Genomic DNA, 20,969 nt, shown 5'->3' with positions numbered 1-20,969 from the left:
TGGAACGAAGCCAAACTCTGAATTGTCGTTCCCTTCTCGGGAGTTCAATCTTCTAAGTGAACAGAGGTCATGACAAACAGCGCTGGATCCAACAACTTTTGTAACGCGATTTCTAGAGCATTTGCTAGAGCTTCCATGTGGTCTACGGAAATATTTCTCGTTCCACCTTCTACTTGACTAAGGTAAGTCCTGCTAATACCCGCCTGAAAAGCGAGTTCTTCTTGCGAAATTTCCTTCAGTCGACGAGCTTTTCGAACATTAAGTCCAAAGATTTCGCGTGCGCTCGGCAGAGTTTCCATATTCTTCATCGCCAAAAGCATCCGACGCCAATGGGTAACGGTCTATTATCTAAATAAAACCATATGTAAATTTTAGACAACATTATTCAAAATATACCGATTCATTGGTTGTGCCTCTCATGCTATCTATGTCGGCTGACGATCCCGGTCCCATTGCGCTCTCAGCATTATCAAGCCTTATATGAATAGGAGCCCAAGATGTCAGCCACGCAGACCTTATCCTTGGTTAGGGCGACTACACTCACCCGCGCCCGCCAATGGCTTCAAGAATCTGACAGCCTCATCATCACCGCCGGCGCCGGCATGGGCGTAGACTCCGGCCTCCCCGACTTCCGCAGCAACGAGGGTTTCTGGAAGGCCTACCCGCCCCTGGCCAAAGCCAATATCAGCTTTACCGACATCGCCAACGGCGAAGCCTTCACCGAAGATCCCGTGCTGTCCTGGGGTTTCTACGGCCACAGGCTGAACCTGTATCGCGAGACCGTTCCCCACGCCGGGTTTGCGCTGCTCAATGAATTGGCAAAGACCAAGCCGCAAGGCATGTTCGTCTTCACCAGCAACGTGGACGGCCAGTTCCAGAAGGCCGGCGTGCCTGAGGAGCGCATCGTCGAGTGCCACGGCAGCATCCATCACCTGCAATGCAGCGACGATTGTTCCGGCGCGGGCGCTGCCATCTGGCCGGCCGATGCGGTGGCGCCGCAGGTGGACATGGCGCATTGCCGTCTGAGCTCGCCCCTGCCGCTGTGCCCTTCCTGCGGTGCGGTGGCGCGGCCCAATATCCTGATGTTCAACGACTATCGCTGGAACGAGCGGCGCACCGATGCGCAGTACCGGCGCATGCGCGCCTGGCTGGACCAGGCGAAGCGTCCGGTGGTGATCGAACTCGGGGCCGGCACGGCGGTGCCGTCGGTGCGGAGGATGGGGGAGGGGTTGGGCGTGCCGCTGGTGCGGATCAATCCGCGCGAGTGGCAGGTGAACGGGGCCGACCAGGTCGGCCTGCCCTGTGGTGCGCTGGCGGGTCTGCAGTTGCTGCTGGCTTAGCCTTCAAAACTGCGCAGCACCGCCACGGCGTCTTCTCCCAACAGCGGTCCTTCGACCGTTACCGCCGGCATCGCGCCATTGACTACGCCGGCGGCGCGCAAGGGCAACAGCGGGCCGCCCAGGGCCTCGCCGATCTGCGTGGTGGACGCGGCATAGACCACGCGCCCGACGCCGCCCCAGAACATCGCTCCGCAACACATCGCGCAAGGCTCGCCGCTGGCGTAGACGGTGGCGCCGCGCATCGCTTCCAGGCCCAGCTCTTTCTGCGCGCGGCGCACCAGCACCATTTCGGCGTGGCCGGTGCAGTCGGCGGCGGTGTTCTGGTTGTTCATCTCCGTCATCAGCACCGCGCCGGCCGGCGAGACCATCGTCGCGCCGAAGGGCATGTCGCCGCGCGCGAGCGCCTGCGCGGAGGCGGCGATGGCCAGGTGCATGGCGGCGGTGTCCTGTTCGGTGAAAGCAGTGGTCATGGCGGGCCTCACATTTCGTCGATGGGGGTGGTGGCGGCTTGCGTTTTGTCGAGCGTGAAGCGGCCGCTGGCGTTGAGGTAGAAGCTGGCGCCGAAGCGGCCGACCGGGTGGTAGTCCTGCAGGCGCACGCGCCATTGTTCGGTGTCGACCAGGCCATCGCGCGCGGCCAGCCATTGTACGCGGCCGATGAAGATGTAGCGGCTGGGCGTCTCCAGCTTCTCGTGCAGCACGCACTCGAAGGCGACCGGTGCCTCGGAGATGCGCGGTGGCTTGACGGTGCGCGAGGGCAGCGCGCGCAGGCCGGCGTGCTCCAGCTCGCTCTGGTGCGGCGGCAGCGTGGCGCCGCAGGCGTCCATCTGCGCGCACATGGCTTCGTCGGTCAGGTGCACGACGAATTCGCCGGTGCGCAGGATGTTGGCGGCGGTGTCCTTGAGCGCGCTGTCCTGCAGGCGGTTGATGCTGACCATCACGATCGGCGGGTCTTCGCCCAGCATGTTGAACATGGAGAACGGCGCGGCGTTGACCGTGCCGTCTTCGCCCAGGGTGGTGATGAGCGCGATCGGGCGCGGCACGATCAGGCTGGCCATCAGCTTGTAGCGCTGGTAGGTGCCGATCTCGGAGAAGTCGATTTCAGTCATGGCGGTTCAATGTTGTGCGTCCCTGTGCGGCGGCCTTGGCGATGATATGGCCGGGCTCAGGGCTGTTTGCCCTGGATGCCTTCCACATACCATCTCATGGTCCACAGCTCGGACTCGGGTACGGCCTTGCCAGCGGCGATCTGCAGCTGGCCGGCCTGGTTGTTGATGGGGCCGGCAAACGGCTGCAGCGTGCCGGCGACGATGGCCTTGCGGCGTTCTTCGGCCTGCGCCAGCACGTCCTTGGGCAGCGCGGCGTTGTAGGGGGCGAGCTGGACGATGCCTTCCTTCATGCCCCATTTGGTGTCCTCGGCCTTCCATTTGCCTTCCAGCACCTGGCGCACCTTGTGCACGTAGTACACGCCCCAGTTCAGCGTGTTGCCGGTCAGGTGCGCCTTGGGGCCGAAGCGGCTCATGTCGGAGTCCTGGCCGAAGGCGTACAGACCTTTGCTTTCCGCCACCTGCACCGGCGCCGGCGAGTCGGTGTTCTGGTAGAACACGTCGGCGCCCTGCCCGGCCAGGGTCTGGGCGGCATCGCGCTCCAGGCTGGGGTCGTACCAGGCGTTGATCCACACCACCTTGGTGTTGACCTTGGGGTTCACGCTGCGCGCGCCGAGCACGAAGGCGTCCAGGTTGCGGATCACCTCGGGGATGGGAATCGGCGCGATGTAGCCCAGCGTGTTGGTCCTGGTCATGCGGCCGGCGATGGTGCCCAGCACGTAGGCGCCTTCATAGAAGCGCGTCTGGTACAGGCCGACGTTGCGCGCCATGGTGTAGCCCGAGCAGTGCTCGAAGATCACGTCCGGATTGTCCCTGGCCACGCGCAGCACCGGGTTCATGAAGCCGAACGAGGTCGCGAAGATCATCTTGCAGCCGTCGTCGATCAGCTGGCGCATGACGCGCTCGGCCTCCGGCGTCTCCGGCACGCGTTCGACGAACACCGTCTCGATGCGGGCGCCGAACTCCTTCTCCAGCATGCGGCGTCCCAGCTCGTGCTGGAACGACCAGCCGATGTCGGCCACCGGGCCGGGGTAGATGAAGCCGATCTTCAGTTTCGGGGCGGCTGCCAGCGCGGCGAACGGTTGCGACGACGCAGCCGGGGCGGCGGCGCTGGAAGCGAGCAGGAATTGACGGCGGTTCATGGCGGCAGGACTCCTTGTCTGAGTGATATCGATCGGTGGCGAGGGTTCGCCTTGATCGTATACATGCAAGTTGAATGCCAGCCTTTAGATTAAATCAAACTACTGATTTAAAAGGATTTATTGAACTTATATAGATTGTATACATTTCGAGAAATGAGCCGAAAACGGGCATCGGCCAGCCCGCCGGCGTGCGTCTGCACCAGCCGCGGGCGGGTGCAGGCGCACGCCGGCGGGTGACGTTGACGAAAAGGAATCAGAAGGCGCGGCGCAGGGCGTCGGATTTTTCTTCCGGCAGGCGCAGGCGCGCCTCCAGCGCCAGCAGGTGGCGCTCCATTTCCGCCGCCGCGCCGTTGCCGTCGCGCAGCGCCAGCAGGTCGACCAGGCGGGCGTGCTCGTCGTGCTCGCAGCTGGCCTCGCCGGGGACCTCATACAGCGCGACGATGAGCGAGCAGCGCGTCATCAGCTCGGTCAGCATGCGCTCCAGCACCTGGTTGCCCGAGAGCTCCGCCAGCGCCAGGTGAAAGCCGCCGGCCAGCGCCACCCAGCGCGGGTGGTCGCCCTCGTGCAGCGCGGCGTGCTCGGCCTGCAGGCGCTGTCTGAGTCGCGCGAGGTCGCCGTGGTCGATATGGCGCGCCACCTCGCGCACGATGGCGCCCTCGATCGCGCGCCGCGCGGCGAACACGTCGCGCGTTTCCTTCGGCCCCGGCGTGGCCACCGCCGCGCCCTTGTTGGGCACCACATCGACGATGCGCAGCTCCGACAGGCGCCGCAGCGCCTGCCGCACCACTGTGCGGCTGACCCCGAACTGCTCGCACAGGCTGGCCTCCTGCAACCGCGTGCCGGGCTTGAGCCGGCCGTGCATGACGGCGTTGAAGATCGCCTCGTACACGTTCTGGTCGAGGGTCTCGGGATGGTCGGCGGTGGCGCGTTGCGGTTTCATGGGCGGCGGACAAGGCTGCGATCGGGCGGCCGATCCGGGTCGGCCGGTCGGTATCATAACGTGCTCCGCAGGCGATGGGCGTGGCCGCATCGTTGCGGGCTGCGTATCCGGTTTCTCTAGCAAGCCGCGCGCCTGGCCGGCGGCGTCATGGGTCGAGCGGCTATCATGGGGGCGTCTGCGGAATTCCTGGGCCCACCCTCTCTCCAAGCCGGATGGACAAACAACTCTCCCTGCGCCGCGCCAAACGCGCCGCCCTGCTCTGCCTGCTGGCGTCGGTGGCGGTCTTCGTTGCGACCTCGCTGTCCCCGCGCGCGTGGTGGGTCGACCTGCTGCGCGCCATGGCCGAGGCGGCGACGGTCGGCGCACTGGCCGACTGGTTCGCGGTGACGGCGCTGTTTCGCAAGGTGCTGCTGCCGCACACCGCCATCATCCCGCGCAACAAGGACCGCATCGCCGACAACCTGGCGCAGTTCGTCCAGGAGAAATTCCTCAGCCCGCAGTCGCTGACCGAACTGGTGCGCCGCCACGATCCGGCGCAGCGTCTGGCCGCCTGGCTGGCCGCGCCCGAGAACGCCGCGCGCCTGGGCGCCTACATGGCGCAGGCCATGGCCGGGCTGTTGACGCTCACCGACGACCGCAAGATCCAGGGTTTCGTGCGCGATGCGCTGCATGCGGCGCTGGGCAAGGTCGACCTGTCGCGCTCGCTGGCCGCCATCCTCGACACCCTGACCCAGGACGGCCGCCACCAGCAGCTGCTGGACCGCGTCATCGTGCAGGTGGTCGAGCTGCTCAACCGCGAGCAGACGCGCGCCTTCATCGCCCAGAGCATGGTCGAGTGGCTGCGCCGCGAATATCCCAAGATCGAGAAGGTGCTGCCGTCGAGCTGGATCGGCGAAAAGTCCGCCGAGACCCTGGCCGACATCATCGACAAGCTGCTGACCGGCGTCGCCCAGGATCCGCAGCACTCATTGCGGCAAGCCTTCGACAAACAGGTGGCCGGGTTTGTCACGCGCCTGAAGGAAGACGAAGGCCTGCGCGCACGCGCCGAAGAGATCAAGCGCGAGCTGCTCGAGGGCGAGGCGGTGAACGCCTATGTCGCAGGGTTGTGGAACAGCCTGCGCGAGTGGATACGGCAAGACCTCGCGCGCGAGGACTCGGCGTTGCACGCGCAGGTGGCGGGCGGCACGCAGTGGATAGGACGGGCGCTGCTGGAAGACGCCGAGCTGCGCGCCTCGCTGAACCGCCACCTGGAACAGGCCATCGGCTCGCTCAGTCCGGAGGTGGCCGGGTTCCTGACGCGGCATATCAGCGACACCGTCAAGAACTGGGACGCGCAGGAGCTGTCGCGGCAGATCGAGCTGCATATCGGGCGCGACCTGCAATACATCCGGATCAACGGGACGGTGGTCGGCGCGCTGGTGGGGGCTTTGTTGTTCGGGGCTTCGTGGTTGATGCAACGGCTGGCTGGATGGGGGCCTTTGCATTGAGCCGGGCTGGTTGATGGCGCCGCCGTTAGCGATCGTCGGGCAGACATCGCAAATGTCGTCAGCGATCGTCAGGCGGGCTCGCAAACATCGTCAGCGATCAACGAAAAAACCTGAACCCGACAACGCCCACCCCGCCGCCGTCATCCCGGCGAAAGCCGGGATCCAGCGTCTTTCGTTGTGCCTCGACGACCGCTGAACGACACTGGATCCTGACTTTCGTCAGGATGACGGAGAAGAGGGATGGGGCAGTCGGGCTTGCAGACGTCGTCAGTGACCAACGGAAAAACCTGAACCCGACAACGCCCACCCCACCGCCGTCATCCCGGCGCAGGCCGGGATCCAGTGGCGTTCGTTGTGCCTCGACGGCCGCTGAACGACACTGGATCCTGACTTTCGTCAGGATGACGGAGAAGAGGGATGGGGCAGTCGGGCTCGCAAACACCGTCAGCGACCAACGAAAAAACCCGAACCCGACAACCCCCACCCCACCGCCGTCATCCCGGCGAAGGCCGGGATCCAGTGTCTTTCGTTGTGCCTCGACGGCCGCTGAACGACACTGGATCCTGACTTTCGTCAGGATGACGGAGAAGAGGGATGGGGCAGTTGGGCTTGCAGACGTAGCCAGTGACCAACGGAAAAACCCGAACCCGACAACCCCCACCCCACCGCCGTCATCCCGGCGCAGGCCGGGATCCAGTGTCTTTCGTTGTGCCTCGACGGCCGCTGAACGACGCTGGATCCTGACTTTCGTCAGGATGACGGAGAAGAGAGATGAGGCAGTCGGGCTCTCAAACGCCGTCAGCGACCAACGAAAAAAACCGAACCCGACAACCCCCACCCCACCGCCGTCATCCCGGCGCAGGCCGGGATCCAGCGTCGTTCGTCGCGCATCGACCACCGCCGAACAACACCGCCCCCTACCTTCATCGCACACCGCCAACCGCAGCAAACCAACCACATCCGTAATCCTCAGAAAATCGAAAACCCCGTCCGCCCCGAGAACAGTTCCAGCGCCCGGCTGCCCGCCAGCGAATTGCCGTGCGCGTCCAGCGCCGGCGACCATACGCACAGCGCCATGCGTCCCGGCACCACCGCCAGGATGCCGCCGCCCACGCCGCTCTTGGCCGGCAGGCCGATGCGAAAGGCGAAGTCCCCGGCCGCGTCATAAGTGCCGCAGGTCAGCATGATCGAGGCCACGCGCCGCACTTCGCTGGGCGTGAGCAGCGCCTCGGAGACGCCCAGCGCCGTGCCGTAATGCACCAGCAGCTGCGCCGCGCTCACCAGCTCGGCGCAGCTCATCTCGATCGAGCACTGGCGGAAGTAGGTCTCCAGCACGTTCTCCACCGGCGACTTCAGGTTGCCGAAGCTCTTGATGAAATTGGCCATCGCCGCATTGCGAAAACCGTGCTGCGCCTCCGAGCGCGCCACGCGCGGGTTGAAGTTGATGTCTTCCACGCCGCTGATCTGGCGGATGAATTCCAGGATCGCCAGGTGCGGGTTCACGTACTGGCTGCACAGCACGTCGGTCACCACCAGCGCGCCGGCGTTGATGAACGGGTTGCGCGGAATGCCTTGGTCGGTCTCGAGCTGGATCAGCGAGTTGAACGGATTGCCCGACGGCTCGCGCCCCACGCGCTGCCACAGGCTGTCGCCCAGCTTGCGGTAGGCCATGATCAGCGTGAAGACCTTGGAGATGCTCTGGATCGAAAAGCGCTCGTGCGCATCGCCCGCGGTATAGGTGCCGCCGTCGGGCAGGTAGAGCGCGATGCCGAGTTTGTTGCGGTCGACGTGGCCCAGCTCGGGAATGTAGTTGGCCACCTTGCCCTGCAGCGTCAGCGGGCGGACTTCTTCAAGGACTTGTTCGAGGATGGGATTGAAGTTGTGGGGAGTATCCATGCGGGCGTCGTTGTAATGGTGGCGATGTACGGCAATACATGTGCAGGCACATCATGCCATTCGTCCCCGACGCCTGCAGCAGATACCGTCAGGCAATCCGTAAAGTTGGCCGGGCTTCGATGGTGCGCAGCGCCGGTTCGTGCGCCGGCGTCAGCTTGAACACCGACACCAGCCGCGCCAGTTGCGCCGCCTGGTCCTGCAGCGATTGCGCGGCAGCGGCCGCCTGCTCGACCAGCGCGGCGTTCTGCTGCGTGACCTGGTCCATCTGCACGATGGCCAGGTTGACCTGCTCGATGCCGCTGCTCTGCTCCTGTCCCGCCGCGCTGATCTCGGTGACCACCGAGCTCACGCGCTGCACGCTCTCCACTACTTCATGCATGGTGGCGCCGGCCTGTTCCACCAGTTTGCTGCCGGTGCCCACGCGCTCTACCGAGTCGGCGATGAGCTCCTTGATCTCCTTGGCGGCGGTGGCCGAGCGTTGCGCCAGCGAACGCACCTCGGAGGCCACCACGGCAAAGCCGCGGCCCTGCTCGCCGGCGCGCGCCGCTTCCACTGCCGCGTTCAAGGCCAGGATATTGGTCTGGAAGGCGATGCCGTCGATCACGCCGATGATGTCGACGATCTTCTTCGACGACTCGTTGATCGCGCCCATGGTGTCCACCACATGCCCCACCACCGTGCCGCCCTGGCGCGCCACCGAAGTGGCCGAGTCGGCCAGCTTGTTGGCTTGGCTGGCGTTGGCGGCGTTCTGCTTGACGGTGGAGGTGAGTTCTTCCATCGACGAGGCGGTTTCTTCCAGCGAGGCCGCTTGCTGTTCGGTGCGCGAGGAAAGGTCGAGATTGCCGCGCGCGATCTCGGTGCTGGCGGTGGCGATGGTGTCGGTGGACACGCGCACCTGGCTGACGATCTCCTGCAGGTTGTCGTTCATCTTCTTGAGCGCGCGCAGCAGCTTGCTGGTCTCGTCGCGTCCGCTGTGGTCGATCTCGGAGGTGAGGTCGCCCGCGGCCACCGTCTCGGCCACGCGCACCGCGCGGTCCAGCGGCTGGGTGATGCTGCGCGTGATCATCCACGCGATCGCCACCGCCACCAGCAGGCCGGCGGCGGTCAGCGCCACCAGCAGGTTGCGCGCCTGCGCGTAGTTGTCCTGCACTTCGTCTCCGGCGGCCTTCATCATTTCATGCTGCTGCCTGATGAGCGCATCGGCCGCGTTCATGTAGGCGCTCTGCACCGGCCGCACCTCGCCGATCAGCACGTCGATGGCGCCGTCCTTGGTGCCCTCCTTGACCATCGTCAGCACCTTGTCGCGCTTTTGCAGGTAAGCGTCCTGCGCCTTGAGCAGCTTGGCCAGCGAGGCGCGGCTGGGCTCGTCGGTGAGCATCTTGTCGAGCTGCGCCAGGTCTTCGCGCGTGGCCTTGTCGGCGCCGGTGATGCGCTCCGATTCGCTCCTGATCTGCGCCTCGTCCTTCAGCAGCAGGATGTTGCGCACCGAGCGCGCCACCAGGTTCAGTTGGTCGACGATGTCGCCGGCCACGACCGTCTTCGGATACTTGTCATGGATGACATCGGTCATCTGCCGGTTCAGCTGGCCCAGCCGGGTGATGCCCGACGCCGCCATCACCAGCATCAGCGCCATCAGCAGGCCGAAGCCCAGCCACAGGCGCGCGCGGATTGTCACGTTGGAAATACGCATGGTGGTTCCCCCAAGTCGTGGTCGACATGTGTAATGGAAATGCAAACGTGCAACGCGCCGCGCGCATTGCCGCACCCTGGCGGCGCACGCCGGTGTAGACGGGAAGGCGGGATGGGAAGATCAGGACCGGTGGCGACGGTGCTTCTTCATCATAGGAAAGATGAAGCGGCAACGCCAAGGTGGATTAGCGAGGCAATCCGCCGGCTTTTCTTGCAGTGGGGGAATGTTGGCGCGCCGCCATCGCACGCGCAAAAGCGCGGCGTGATGTGATGCGGCGTCCGGGCTCAGTCGCCCAGGTCGATCGTCGCCGCCAGCGCCACGCCGGGCGGCGCTTCGTACATCGCCGCCACCCAGGCCTGGCGGCCGTTCTGCGGCTGGGCGTTGAGCGTGGCGGTGACGAAGTTGATCGAGGCGCGGTCGAGCCCCGCGAAGGGATCGTCGAGCAGGTTCAGCGTGGCGCCGGCGGCGAAGGCCGCAGCCAGGTAGACCTTGCGCTTGCTGCCGGTGGAGAGCATGAAAAGTTTTTTCTCCAGGTGCGGCGTCAGCGAGAGGCCTTCGGTCAGCGCCGGCAGGCGCGTCTGGTCGAAACCGTGGAAGCGCTCGCGCATGGCGCGGAAGAATTCCGGCGGGCTCAGCTGGTCGTAGGCTTCGGTGCGCGGATCGACGTAGAACACGCGACGGCGGTAGGCCTCGCTGTCTTCATCGAGGCGGATGCCGTCCAGTTCGAGCACACCGTCCCTGACCGGCATCAGCCCGCCCAGCAGTTGCAGCAGCGTGGTCTTGCCGCGGCCGTCGCCGCCGCGCACCAGCGTCACCCCGGGCGGAACGCTGGCCGACAAATCCTTGAACAGCTCAAGGCCGGGATAGGCGAAGTTGAGGCGGCTGACATGCAGCAGTGCGGCGTCGGGCTGGGGCGTGCTCATGGGCGGGAGTAGGTGTCGGTCCGGTGGTGCGTGTGGCCCGCTTGCCCCGGGGCAAGCGCATCGCCGGCAGGGCGATCGGCAAACGATGGAAGATGCGATGAAAGATGAAGTGGAAAGCTCAGCGGCGGCGCTGGCCGGCGGCCAGTTTTTCCTTGCGGGCGTCGACCAGCATGGCGATGGCGAAGGCCAGCGGCGGATACAGCAGGATCACGGCGGCCCAGTCGTGGTCGGACAGCGCCATCAGGCCGGCGATGCACAGGTCGAGCGCCATCAGGAACATCAGCGGCCAGCCCACGGGCGCGCCAAGGAAAGTCTTCGGTCTCTTGTTCTTGAAATACAGTGCCATGCCATTCACCGTCGTTGTCCGCGCCATGTGCGCCGGCGGCCGGGCGCCGGTGGGCGCGATGACTGCCTGGCAACAATGCCGCGATGGGTTGTCTCCTGCTCCCGATTATAAGAGATGTTGGCAGGCGCGGCGACCGCGGCGCGCCATGTTCCCCGCCGGCAAATCCGAAACCAAATGCCCGCACCGCAATCACACAGGCAGGAAGCTCATCGCTCCCTGCCTGAATCTCAAGGCCGCGCGCCAGGCGCGGCGCTGACGCAAACAACAAACAGAAACAGCGCAACGTCCATCGATGGCCCCGCATGATGGCCTTACCCGCCATGCCGGCCCGCGCGGCAGCCACGTGAACCGCCCGCCCTTGCGGGCCATGCATTGGAGCAACATGGACAAGTCCACCCCCATCAAGGTGCTGTCGATCTTCGGCACCCGTCCCGAGGCCATCAAGATGGCGCCGCTGGTCAAGGCGCTGCAGGCCGAGCCGGGCATCGACGCCATCGTCTGCGCCACCGGCCAGCACCGCCAGATGCTGGCGCAGGTGCTGGACCTGTTCGACATCCGCGCCGACCGCAACCTCGACGTCATGGTGCCGGACCAGACGCTCAACGGCTTGTCCTCGCGCCTGTTCGCCGAGATCGACCAGCTGCTGGCCGACACCCGGCCCGACCGCGTGCTGGTGCACGGCGACACCACCACCGCGATGGTGGCGGCGCTGGCGGCCTTCCATCGCCGCATCCCGGTGGGCCACGTGGAAGCCGGGCTGCGCACGCACGACCTCAACCAGCCCTGGCCGGAAGAGATGAACCGCCGCACCATCGACGTGGTGAGCGACCTGATGTTCGCCCCCACCGAGCAGTCGCGCCGCAACCTGGAGGCGGAAAACCTGCAGGGCCGCGTGCTGGTGACCGGCAACACCGTCATCGACGCGCTGCAGATGACGGTGGCGCGCATCGATGGCGACGCCGCGTTGCGCCGCCGCCTGGACGGTGAGCTGCCGGCGCTGGATCCCGCGCGCAAGCTGCTGCTGGTGACCGGCCACCGGCGCGAGAATTTCGGCGAGGGCTTCCGCCAGATCTGCCGCGCGCTGGCCAAGCTGGCGCAGCGCGACGACCTGCAGATCGTCTATCCGGTGCACCTGAACCCCAACGTGCGCGGCCCGGTGATGCAGGAGCTGTCGGGTTTGCGGCACCTGCACCTGATCGAGCCGCTGGATTACTTCCAGTTCGTGCGGCTGATGCAGCAGGCGCACGTGATCCTCACCGACTCCGGCGGCGTGCAGGAAGAAGCGCCGGCGCTGGGCAAGCCGGTGCTGGTGATGCGCGACGTCACCGAGCGACCCGAGGCGGTGGCCGCCGGCACCGTGAAGCTGGTAGGCACCGACATGGGCCGCATCGTCGACACCGTGGCCACGCTGCAAAGCGAACAAGCCCTGTGGAAGAGCTTCGCGCGCAAGCACAATCCCTACGGCGACGGCCATGCCTGCCAGCGCATCGTCGACGCCATCCTCGGTCGCGAATTCCACGCCTTCGCCGCCTGACTCATCCATTCCCGGCGCGTAAAACAGGCGCGCCGCCGGTCGCACCGCGGCTGTGAGATTTCATAAATTTTTCCCACAGCGGCAGGTGCGTTTCTCCTACAGAAGAAAACATTTTGAAACACTTTTCCCGCGCCGCGGATGAGGTGCGGCCAAGCGCGGCCGTGGCCCTGCTCCGTGCCGGGAAACGCGTCCCGCAACACGGTCGCAGGCGGGCGGCGCAAGCCGCGTTCCGCCTGCGCCGGGCGCGTGTTGGTGAAACCTGATTGCCTGTTTATTAGGCAGGTCGTCGTGTCCGGAATGAGGCCGGAAACCGGCCCGGTTTCTCTCCTGCGACACCTGTTGAAGCTTCAGGAACAGCAGAAAAATGCAGCAAGACTTGCAACAAAATGTAGAGCTGCCAAGTCGTAAATCCACAACCGAGCAGTAGAAAAGTTTTGAATAACAACCAGCCTCGTCCCACCGTCGCCGTGCATGTACAGCGGCGCGTCCGGGACGGCTAGCCCGGCGAGCGACAGCGACGGGCTGAGGCGCCACTCTCGCGACAGGAATTTATGATTGCCCGCCAACCCGATTTCGTTCGTCCCGTTCGTCTCGCCCGTCGTCTTTCCCTCCGTCACGCGCTGCGCGCAGCGTTGCTCATTCCCGCCGGCGCCGCGCTGCTGGGCGCCGCATCGATAGCGCCGGCGCAGGCCGCCTCGCCGGCCGCCGACGCCTTGCGCAAGCTGGCCGACGACACCTGGATCCAGCGCCGCGAAACGCTCTCCACGCTGGGCTTCACCACGCCGCTGGTGCTGGCCTCCAACGACAGCAGCCGCGAGATCTACCTGCCGGTGCCGGCCAACGTGCCGCTGTCGGACGCCTCGCTGAAGCTGGATGCCAAATACCTGCGCGCCGACGGCGGCCGGACCACCATGGTGCTGGCGGTGGATACCTTCCCGGCCGCCGCGCGCGCGATGACGGCCGACCAGGGCGACGCCAGCCTGACGCTGGGCATCGACGGCGCGCCGCGCGCCAACGGCTTCGTGCGCATGTCGGTGAACTGGACCACGATGCTCTCCGGCCTGACCATGTGTTCCGACCCGCGCACGCCGGGCAATGTGCTGCGCGTGGCGCCGGGCTCGGCCTTCAGCTACCGCTACGACAGCCGCGCCATCGGCGACCTGCGCACCGCCTGGGGCGCGTTGCCGGCGCTCACCTCCATCATGGTGGCCGGCAAGGACCTGGATCCGAAGTCCTACGACACCGCCTGGCGCATCGGCGTGGCGCTGGAGCGCGCCGGCAAGCACAGCACCGTCACCGTGCTGCCGCAGGTGGGCGACAAGATCGACCTCTCGCGCCTTGCCGTGCCTGAGGGACTGCGCGCGATTCCCGCGTTCGCCGCGCTCTCCGGCAGCGGCGAGCACGTCCTGAAAGACCAGGCCGAGATCGGCGCGCTGATGGCCGTCGGCCAGAACGGCGCCGACGCGCAGCTGCGCGGCGACATCCTGGTCGGCGACCAGAAACTGCTGGCCGGCATCGACGCCGCCATGACCGCGCTGCAGCAGCAGGTGCAGGCCGGCGCGCCCGATGCCGCCACAGCCTTCGCCGACTGGCGCGCGCGCGTGCAGCCGCAGGCGGCCGGGCTGGATGCGCAGGAGCTGCGCCTGGCGCAGGCCTTCGGCCATCCGGTGATCCTGGCCGGGCCGCAGGCCGGCACCGCCTTCGCCAGCATGTTCGACAGCTACTGGCGCAACATCAGCGGCGCGCCCAACCTGATCGCGCGCACCGCGCACAAGCCCGGCACCGGCGAAGACTTCATCCTGCTGAAGAACCTCGGCGGCGCGCCGGGCAGCTTCGACGTCATGAGCCGCGCCGACTGGACCGCCTCCTTCGACATCGCCGAAGTCGCCAGCGACGGCCGCCTGCCCTCGGAACTGGTGCTGGACGTGTCGGCCGCGCCGGGCGCGGGCCGCACGCCACCGGTGGCCTCGGTGTTCTTGAACGACGTGCTGCTGGGTGCCAGGAGCCTGCAGGCCAACGGCCAGCGCGAGCGCATCACCGCGCGCATCCCGCCGGGCGCGCTGGCGGCGCAGAACCTGCTGCGCGTGGCCTTCGTGCGCCAGCCTTCCAGCGACAATTGCCGCGAGACGCCGCAGGCTTTCCCGGTGGCGGTGCTGGTCTCCAGCCACGTCAAGCTGGCCAAGGCCAAGGATGAGGCCAACTTCACCGGCATGGTGCGGCGCTTTGCCGCCGGCGCCGAACTGCTGGTGCCGAAGTCTTACCTGAACGACGTTCCGGCCAGCCTGCAACGCGTGATCATGGTGGCCGCCAGCGCCGGCCTGCCGGCGGCCAGGACCAGGCTCACCGTGGTCGAGGACGGCAAGGACGCCGTACCTTCCGGCGACTTCCTGGCCTTCGACACGCCCTTCAAGGACAGCCGGGGCATCGTCCAGGTCAAGGGCAACACGCTGGTGATGAACGACAGCTCGGCCAAGCCCATGCTGGACGTGACCGGCTTCAACCGCCTCGGCATCCTCGAAGTGGCCAGCGCCGGCGGCAAGCAGGGCGTGGTATGGCGCAGCGTGGGCGAGAGCCGGCCGGTGATCTCCAAGCCCTTCGCGCTGTCCTCGGGCAACGTGGCGGCGGTGGCGTCGTCGGGCCTGCTCTCGGAGATCGACACCAACGACAGCACCGGCCGCGACTACGTGCAGGACGCGCCTTCGATCACCATCCCCGACATCCTGTGGTGGGTGGTGCCGATGACCATCATCGGGCTCTTCATCCTGCTGCTGGTGCTGGCAAGCCGCGCGCGCCGTCGCCGCATGCGTGAGCAGGAGCAGGAAAAGCAGAAGCAGCGCGAGCAGGAATAAGGCCGGGGAACACGCCATGTTTTCCACCGCCAACGCCACGGCCCAGCTCAATTTCCTGTTCGCCAATTACTATTCGGCGCTGGAAATCGCGGCGGCCGTGGTGGCCGTCCTGATCCTGCTCTCGGCGATCGACGACCTGTTCTTCGACCTCTGGTACTGGGCGCGCCGGATCTACCGCAAGCTCACCATCGAGCGCACGCGCACGCCGCTGACGGTCGAGCAACTGCGCGAGCGCGACGAGCAGCCCATCGCCGTCATGATCCCGGCATGGCTGGAAGCCGACGTCATCGCGCAGATGATCGAGGACATGGTGGCGGTGCTGGACTACCACCGCTACCACATCTTCGTCGGCACCTACATGAACGACGAGGCCACCATCGCCGAGGTCGAGCGCATGCGGGTGCGCTACAAGCAGCTGCACCGCGTCGAGGTGCCGCACGCCGGACCGACCTGCAAGGCCGACTGCCTGAACTGGGTGGTCAAGGCCATCTTCGCCGCCGAGACGCAGCTGAACATGCATTTCGCCGGCGTGGTCCTGCACGACAGCGAAGACGTGCTGCACCCGCTGGAGCTGAAGTTCTTCAACTACCTGCTGCCGCGCAAGGACATGATCCAGCTGCCGGTGGCCTCGCTGGAGCGCGAGTGGTTCGAGCTGGTGGCCGGCACCTACATGGACGAGTTCGCCGAGAGCCACGCCAAGGACATGATGGTGCGTGAGAGCGTGGCCGGCATGGTGCCCTCGGCGGGCGTGGGCACCTGCTTCTCGCGCAAGGCCCTCAAGGGCCTGATGGAAGAATCCGGCGGCGAGCCCTTCAACATCGCCAGCCTTACCGAAGACTACGAGGTCGGCACCAAGCTGTCACAGATGGGCATGCAGACCATCTTCGCGCGCTTCCCGGTGAAGTTCACGGTGCGCCGCAAGCCCTGGTTCTTCGGCGATCGAGAGCGCGCCGTCGAGAGCACGCTGGAGATGCCGCTGGCGGTGCGCGAATATTTCCCCGACACCTTCCGCCAGGCCTACCGCCAGAAGGCGCGCTGGGTCATCGGCATCGGCCTGCAGAGCTGGGAGCAGATGGACTGGAAGGGTTCGCTGGCCTCGCGCTACCTGCTGCTGCACGACCGCAAGGGCGTCGTCACCGCCTTCATCAGCATGCTGGGCTATGTGCTGGCGCTGCAGTTCATCCTGTTCTCCGCGGCCACCACCTTCAACCTGTGGGACGTGTTCTATCCGCCGCTGCTGGCCGGCGACGGCTGGTGGCGCACCGTGCTGATGTTGAACGCGCTGGCCATGCTCAACCGCGCCGCGCACCGCTTCTATTTCACCGCCGAGCTGTACGGCTGGCGCCACGGGCTGATGGCGCTGCCGCGCATGGTGGTGTCGAACTTCGTCAACTTCATGGCGGTGGCGCGCGCCTGGCGGCTGTTCCTGCTCTACCTGTTCGCGGGCAAGGCGCTGGCCTGGGACAAGACCATGCACGACTTCCCCACCGAGGGCATGGAGGCGCGTCCGCGCCTGCGCCTGGGCGACCTGCTCAAGACCTGGCAGGCGGTGGACGACGCCACGCTGTCGCGCGCGCTGGAAGAGCAGCGCCGCACCCACCTGCCGCTGGGCACCGTGATGGTCACCAACGGCTGGCTGGATGAAGAAACGCTGGCCGAGGCGCTGGCCTACCAGGAGCGCCTGCCGCGCGTGAGCCTCACGCGCGAGATGGTCGAGCAATACGCCGGCCTGCTGCCGCACGAAGTCAGCGCCCGCCTGCGCGCGCTGTACATCGGGCCCGGTGTGGATGGCCGCCCCGACGCCGGACTGGCGCGCGTGGCGGTAGCCAGCGCGCTGACCGACGAGGGTCGCGCCGAACTGGAGATCGCGCTGGGCCGCGCGCCCTTCGCGATGGTGGCGCGCGAGTCCGAGATCGCCGCCGGCCTGCGCCTCTTGCGCGGCCAGAGCAATGCCTTCGACCGCGAACAGACCGACGCTCGCGTGCCGCTGCTGGGCGACCTGCTGATCGCCAGCGGCCTGCTCTCGCGCGAGACCTTCGACGCCGCCATGCGTCGTTATCGTCCCGACCGCCACGGCCGCATCGGCGACTACCTGGTCAACGAATCGGTGATCTCGCGCGAAGCCATCGAACAGGCCGTGAGCCGCCAGCGCGAGCTGCTGGCGCAGGGCGGGCAATCTGCGTGACGACGCTTCACCACAAAAAAACATGAGAACAAGAAGATGAGAAAAAACCGACCGTCCTCCGCGTTGTGCCTGCCACTTCCACATCGCTGCGCGCTGGCGTTGCTGCTGGCGTCCGCCTTCAGCGCCGGCGCCGCGCAGGCGCAGACGGAAGTGATTCCGTTGCCGCTGTCCGGCCCCGCCTACAAGCTGGCGCAAGACGCTTACCAGGCCGCCGCACGTGGCGATTTCCGCCATGCGCAGGCGCAACTGCATGAGGCGATCCGCCTGCGTCCGGATTCGATGGAGTTGCGTCGCCAACTGCGCCAGACGCGCGACCTGGAACGCAACGGCGCCGCCATGCGCAGCGCCGTGCGCGATGCCGGTTACAACGACGCCACCGCCGCCTATCGCGCCTATAACGCCAGGCGCTATGACGAAGCCATCGCGCTGGCGCGCCGTGCCGTGGAAAAGTCGCCGCGCAACAATGCCTACTGGCTGTTGCTGGGCAATGCGCTGATCGAAACGCATGCCTACGATGATGCCGAGACGGCGCTGGCGCAAGGTGTCGACAACGTGCGCGACGCCGGCCCGCTGCGTCGTCGCCAGATCGAACTGCGCCGCGAGATGGCGGCGGTGCAGGCGGCCGCCGTGTTCCGCGCGCAGCAGGACCGGGACCCCGCCGCCGAACTGGCCGCCGCGCAGCGCGCCGTGGAGTACGCCCCGCAAGAAATGTCGTATCGCCTGATGCTGGCCATCGCCTTGCTGCGCAACGAGCGCCTGCAAGACGCCGAGGCTGCCGCCGACGAAGCGCGTGCGCGTGACGAATGGCAGGCCGGTCCGCTGCTGCTGCGCGCTTATGCGCGCCTGCGGCTGGGGCGCGGTGAGGCGGCGCAGAGCGACTTCAGCCGCGCGCGCGAGCTGGCGCGTCCCGACGAGCAACTCAATGTGCGCCTGCTGCAGGCCGATGCCGAGCTGGCCTTGCATCGCCCGCAACGCGCACTCGATGCGCTGGCCGATATCGACGAGGCCGCCACGACCGACCAGGCGCGTGCCGCCCAGCTGCGGCAGACGCGTCAACAGGCCAAACAGGACCTGGCGCGCTATCGCCGCGCTTCGCTGTCGCTGGCCGCCGATGAAGCCATACCGTTGTCGGCGCGCGACTTCCCGGTGCCGGCGCTGGATTGCAATCCGTCCGGCGCCGATGCCGCCAATGGTTGCCGCGTGGTGCCGGGCGCGCTGCCGCGCGACGCCGGTTACGACAAGGCGCTGCTGGCCTACCAGGCCATGGAGCGCAAGGACTACGGCGCTGCCGCCGACGGCGCGCGCGACGCCATTGCGCTGGCGCCGCAGAACATGGATTACCGCCTGCTGTTGTTGAACGCGCTGGTCTCGGCGCAGCGCCTACCGGAAGCCGAACAGGCCGCCACCGACGCCCTGAAGCAAGGCACGGCGCAAGACGGCGCCTTGCTGGCCCAGCGCGGCGGCATTCGCGAGCGCCTCGGCAATGCCGCCGGTGTGCGTCAGGATTACGCCGATGCGCTGGCGCAAGGCGGCCTGCCGCTCGATACCGAAATCGACCTGCTGGCGCGCACCGGCCACCAGGCCGAAGCACGCGCCAAATTCCTGGCCGGCCGTGACGCCGGCGCGCTGGATGACCTGGACGATTTGCAGATGGCCTACCTGGCCTCACGCGCCGGCGAGAACGGCGCCGCCCAGCAATCCTTCGGCAAGGCCGATGCCGCCGGCAAGCTGCCCGACAGCGCGCTGGAAGACGCCGCTTACACCGCCGTCCATAACCGCGACGAGTCAAGCGCGCTGGACTGGTTCAAACGCAGCGTGGATGCCGCCGACGAGGGCCGCGTCGACAAGACCGCGCAGCAGGGCTTCGACACCCGTCGCAGTATCTCGACCATCGATCGCGAGTTCGGCTTTATCGCTTCGCTCTCGCGCAGCGGCGGCGGGCCCAGCGCCGGCAACAGCGGCCGCCCCGGCGCGTCCAGCCGCGACAGCACCTGGCAGACCGGCGCCGAAGCGTATTGGCGGCCGTTCGGCTATATGGACGGGCGCACCTTCGAAGTCTTCGGGCGCGTGTTCCAGACACTGGACGACAAGTCCGGCGGCGCCACCGGACCGCAGACCGCGCAGGCCACCATCGGCGCACGCTGGAAGCCCTTCGCCAGCCAGAACATCGTGGTCTCGCTGGGCAGGCTGGTGCCGCTGGGGTCGCAGTCCACCTCCGACTGGCTGGCGCAGCTGGCCTACTCCGACGGCATCGGCACCGACCTGCGGGTGGACCGGCCGTCGTGGTGGACCACGCAGTGGTACGGCGAGGTCGGCCGCTACGTCCAGAACCCGCAAACCTATGGCCTGGCATCCGTGCAGGCCGGCCGCAGTTTCCGCCTCGACAACGTGAGCCGGAACCTGGTGGTGTTCCCGCACCTGACGTTGAACGGCGATTACAACTCGCTCAACGGCAACAAGACTGCGTTCGGCTTCGGTCCTGGTGTCAATGTGCGCTACTGGTTCCGCGAAGACCGCTATCACGCCCCGCGCTCCTACCTCGACCTGTCGCTGCAATACCGCGTCCGGATGGGCGGCGACGATCGCGCCAAGGGATTCTTCCTGACCACCACGTTGTCCTACTGAATCCATCCTCCAGGAGCCGGCCGTGGACCCCTTGCCCCGCATCAGCAGATCCTTGCGCAGCGCCGCGCTGGCCGTAGGCGCGGCTTCGCTGCTGGCCGCCTGCGCCGGCTGCGATCCGTTCGACGCCGCTGCTCGCGCGCCGGTGCGCGTGGATGGGGTGGTCTGGCAGCCCGACAATGCCACCGTGATGCCGCGCGGCAAATGGCAGCAACTGGGCGCACGCGAACTGCTGGTGCAATGGACGGCGGTGGACGGCATGGCCTTCGTGCCCGGCAGCCAGATGCCGGCCGCGCCGCAGATGCCGGACTGGCATCGCATCGCCGGCGAGCCGTGGGCGCAGGACGTGATCCTCGGGCTGGCCGGCCGCTTCGACGAGAAGGCCGCGCGCGCCGGCATCGAGCAACTGGTGGCCGACTCCATCGAACTGGCCAAGCTGCCCACGCCGCTGCACGTGACCGGCTGGTACTTTCCGGTCGAGATCGATCCGACCTGGGCCGAGGCGCCGCGCCTGGGCGCCTTGCTGGCCAAGCTGCCGCGCGCGCTGTGGATTACCGTGTACGACAGCGCCAACGTCGGTCCCGACGCGCTGGCCGACGGCCTGCTGAAATGGCTGCCGCCGGATGTGGGGGTGTATTTCCAGGATGGCGTGGGCGTGTATGCGCGCGAGCCGCGCGTCGCCCTGCACTACGCCGACGTGCTTGCCAAACGGCTGGGCCGCGAGCGCGTGCGCATCATCGCCGAGGCCTTCCGGCCGATGCCGGGCGGGGGTTTTCGCAGCGCCACCGCCGACGAGATCCGGCCGCAGGTCAACCTTTATCGCGGCTACCGGGTCTCGATCTTCGACGGGCCGCATTACCTGCCCGACGCGCTGGTGGAGACGCTGGCGCGGCGCGCGGATTGAAGCGCA

Annotated in this window: 17 protein-coding genes; 7 read left to right on the top strand and 10 right to left on the bottom strand. The window is 66.9% G+C overall.

Annotated elements, in window-relative coordinates:
- Positions 1-44 precede the first annotated feature (44 nt).
- A complete protein-coding gene (locus tag CEJ42_RS21430) occupies positions 45-299 on the bottom strand; it encodes a helix-turn-helix domain-containing protein (protein ID WP_243397921.1) in 255 nt (84 codons plus the stop codon).
- A gap of 198 nt (positions 300-497) precedes the next feature.
- Here CEJ42_RS21430 and CEJ42_RS21425 point away from each other — a divergent pair, with 198 nt between their 5' ends.
- Complete coding sequence (locus tag CEJ42_RS21425) at positions 498-1,340, top strand: SIR2 family NAD-dependent protein deacylase (RefSeq protein WP_088752476.1); 843 nt, start codon at positions 498-500, stop codon at positions 1,338-1,340.
- Here the strand turns inward: CEJ42_RS21425 and CEJ42_RS21420 are convergent.
- From CEJ42_RS21420 to CEJ42_RS21405, 4 genes are all read right to left on the bottom strand, one after another.
- Positions 1,337-1,810, bottom strand: coding sequence for a nucleoside deaminase (locus CEJ42_RS21420; protein ID WP_088752475.1), 474 nt, complete (start codon positions 1,808-1,810; stop codon positions 1,337-1,339). The two genes, CEJ42_RS21425 and CEJ42_RS21420, sit on opposite strands and share 4 nt — an antisense overlap.
- A gap of 8 nt (positions 1,811-1,818) precedes the next feature.
- On the bottom strand, positions 1,819-2,448 hold the full coding sequence (locus tag CEJ42_RS21415; protein WP_088752474.1) for a flavin reductase family protein: 630 nt from the start codon (positions 2,446-2,448) through the stop codon (positions 1,819-1,821).
- Between the two features lie 56 nt (positions 2,449-2,504).
- Positions 2,505-3,587, bottom strand: a complete 1,083-nt coding sequence (locus tag CEJ42_RS21410) for a BMP family ABC transporter substrate-binding protein (RefSeq protein ID WP_088752473.1) — start codon at positions 3,585-3,587, stop codon at positions 2,505-2,507.
- A 253-nt stretch (positions 3,588-3,840) separates the two neighbouring features.
- Positions 3,841-4,527: a GntR family transcriptional regulator gene (locus CEJ42_RS21405; protein WP_088752472.1), complete on the bottom strand. Its 687-nt coding sequence runs from the start codon at positions 4,525-4,527 to the stop codon at positions 3,841-3,843.
- A gap of 212 nt (positions 4,528-4,739) precedes the next feature.
- Here CEJ42_RS21405 and CEJ42_RS21400 point away from each other — a divergent pair, with 212 nt between their 5' ends.
- Positions 4,740-6,014 carry a DUF445 domain-containing protein gene (locus tag CEJ42_RS21400; protein ID WP_088752471.1) on the top strand — a complete coding sequence of 425 codons (1,275 nt, stop codon included), beginning with the start codon at positions 4,740-4,742 and terminating at the stop codon, positions 6,012-6,014.
- A gap of 97 nt (positions 6,015-6,111) precedes the next feature.
- Here the strand turns inward: CEJ42_RS21400 and CEJ42_RS21395 are convergent, their stop codons facing one another.
- The 5 genes from CEJ42_RS21395 to CEJ42_RS21375 all read right to left on the bottom strand — a co-directional run bounded on the left by CEJ42_RS21395 (position 6,112) and on the right by CEJ42_RS21375 (position 10,869).
- Complete coding sequence (locus CEJ42_RS21395) at positions 6,112-6,972, bottom strand: hypothetical protein (RefSeq protein WP_129587814.1); 861 nt, start codon at positions 6,970-6,972, stop codon at positions 6,112-6,114.
- An 11-nt stretch (positions 6,973-6,983) separates the two neighbouring features.
- The gene (locus CEJ42_RS21390) at positions 6,984-7,910 is read right to left on the bottom strand and encodes a glutaminase (protein ID WP_088752469.1); all 927 of its coding nucleotides are present in this window, start codon (positions 7,908-7,910) and stop codon (positions 6,984-6,986) included.
- 88 nt (positions 7,911-7,998) lie between these two features.
- Positions 7,999-9,600, bottom strand: coding sequence for a methyl-accepting chemotaxis protein (locus tag CEJ42_RS21385; RefSeq protein WP_088752468.1), 1,602 nt, complete (start codon positions 9,598-9,600; stop codon positions 7,999-8,001).
- Between the two features lie 284 nt (positions 9,601-9,884).
- Positions 9,885-10,523 (bottom strand): ABC transporter ATP-binding protein, encoded by a 639-nt coding sequence (locus tag CEJ42_RS21380; RefSeq protein ID WP_079217389.1) that lies wholly within the window; start codon positions 10,521-10,523, stop codon positions 9,885-9,887.
- Positions 10,524-10,641: 118 nt separating this feature from the next.
- Positions 10,642-10,869, bottom strand: a complete 228-nt coding sequence (locus CEJ42_RS21375; RefSeq protein WP_079217388.1) for a hypothetical protein — start codon at positions 10,867-10,869, stop codon at positions 10,642-10,644.
- A gap of 382 nt (positions 10,870-11,251) precedes the next feature.
- Between CEJ42_RS21375 and wecB the strand changes: the two genes are divergently transcribed.
- From wecB to CEJ42_RS21350, 5 genes are all read left to right on the top strand, one after another.
- Entirely contained in the window at positions 11,252-12,403 is a 1,152-nt protein-coding gene (gene wecB, locus CEJ42_RS21370; protein ID WP_079217387.1) for a non-hydrolyzing UDP-N-acetylglucosamine 2-epimerase, read from the top strand.
- A 551-nt stretch (positions 12,404-12,954) separates the two neighbouring features.
- A complete protein-coding gene (locus tag CEJ42_RS21365; protein WP_129587813.1) occupies positions 12,955-15,252 on the top strand; it encodes a hypothetical protein in 2,298 nt (765 codons plus the stop codon).
- 16 nt (positions 15,253-15,268) lie between these two features.
- Positions 15,269-17,437, top strand: coding sequence for a glycosyl transferase family protein (locus CEJ42_RS21360; protein ID WP_088752466.1), 2,169 nt, complete (start codon positions 15,269-15,271; stop codon positions 17,435-17,437).
- 36 nt (positions 17,438-17,473) lie between these two features.
- Complete coding sequence (locus CEJ42_RS21355; RefSeq protein ID WP_088752465.1) at positions 17,474-20,062, top strand: NfrA family protein; 2,589 nt, start codon at positions 17,474-17,476, stop codon at positions 20,060-20,062.
- Between the two features lie 22 nt (positions 20,063-20,084).
- Positions 20,085-20,963, top strand: a complete 879-nt coding sequence (locus tag CEJ42_RS21350) for an alpha-amylase family protein (protein WP_207760468.1) — start codon at positions 20,085-20,087, stop codon at positions 20,961-20,963.
- Positions 20,964-20,969: the final 6 nt, after the last annotated feature.

This window comes from Herbaspirillum robiniae (assembly GCF_002213415.1).
Taxonomy (GTDB): domain Bacteria; phylum Pseudomonadota; class Gammaproteobacteria; order Burkholderiales; family Burkholderiaceae_D; genus Herbaspirillum; species Herbaspirillum robiniae.
The sequence above is the reverse complement of the archived record's forward strand: the minus strand, read 5'-3'. Positions and strand labels throughout refer to the sequence as shown.